Genomic DNA, 1,361 nt, shown 5'->3' on the forward strand with positions numbered 1-1,361 from the left:
ATACAATCTAGTAAAATCATTAGAATAACAACCTAAAAGAAACCCACCATATTCATTTGGATAATGATGAATTGCTTTTTTTGTCATAAGTTCAATGAGTTGGTATTCAAAACATAATCGAAGGTTTTTGTGTTTTCTCACAATCATTAAAACCTCTCAACCTTTAAATTGAGATTATCATCATATTGAATAGTAAAATTTTGATAATTATTCTCTTGAATCATTAAGTTAATTGTTTTTAATGATAGTTGAACCATAATGGCAATATCATTATACGATGCTTTAAAAGTTGGATTCCAACAGCCAATAGGATTATATAAATCCAAAGTATCATTCTCTAAAATATTATCAAACTGATGTCTAACAAAGCGGTAATGATTGGGTGAAACACCACATACCAATGCTTTTGCGTGATTTGTTATAGATAAATTCAATATAGTGCTGGTTAAATTTAACTTGCCTGTAAGATACATTAAATCATCATCAGTAGAACAATCAAATATATAATCAAATTCTGAAAATTTTGCTGATAAAAAATTAATATGCTCTGATGCAAGATCAAATTTAATATATTCCGTCACCAAATTACGAATGGGATTCAACTCAACAAAAGGAGAAATACTCCACAAAATACTTGCCAATTCATCTGCTTTATTTTCATAAGGCGGTATAAAATTATATTCCGACCGACAAATATTCTCTGGTTCTTTAATATCATAATCAGCAATGGTAATATTCTTACAACCACCACGCACAAGTGTCTTAGCAACTTGACTTCCAATCGCTCCTAGCCCAATAATAAGCACTTTTTTATCAGTTAGATTTGGATGAAACGCACCTCGTCCGAAAAAATAATGATAGGATGAATTTTTTGAAATAACCCAGTTTATTTTCTTATCGCAAAGTTCATATATTCCTTGCGTATTTTTAAAAAATTGGTCTTTCAAATCAATCATCGCAACTTGCCAGTGAATGTTTTGTTTTTTTGTATTATATCCAATAAAAATAGGTATATATTTTTGTTGAATAGAAAAAGTAATTTTCCAAATCTCACTTAACATTTCTTGGTTAAATAAGGATTTAAATTCTTGCCAATTTGAAAATGAAAATCTATCATAAATTGATGGTCTTTTACCAATAAAGACATAAATCCCTGATAAATTATTTTCCTTGTTTGAGTAAAACAATGACCATTGGCAATTTCTTTGAGTCATATTATGCGTAAAAGATTGCACTAAATAATGGTACATATCCTTATCTTTATATTTTGATTTTGTTAAGAAAGTGTTGGTAACAATACCAATCTCATTTTGAGAAAATAATTTATCAACATCAGTAAACTGAAAGGAAAAATATGCTCC

The 1,361-nt window shown here is 28.4% G+C and carries 1 protein-coding gene; it reads right to left on the reverse strand.

Going from position 1 to position 1,361, the window contains the following annotated elements:
* Positions 1-146: 146 nt before the first annotated feature.
* Positions 147-1,361: ThiF family adenylyltransferase (locus QZ106_RS00010; protein ID WP_295972664.1), on the reverse strand; the 1,215-nt coding region annotated here is incomplete at its 5' end.

Source organism: uncultured Aggregatibacter sp., assembly GCF_901873365.1.
Lineage (GTDB): Bacteria > Pseudomonadota > Gammaproteobacteria > Enterobacterales > Pasteurellaceae > Aggregatibacter.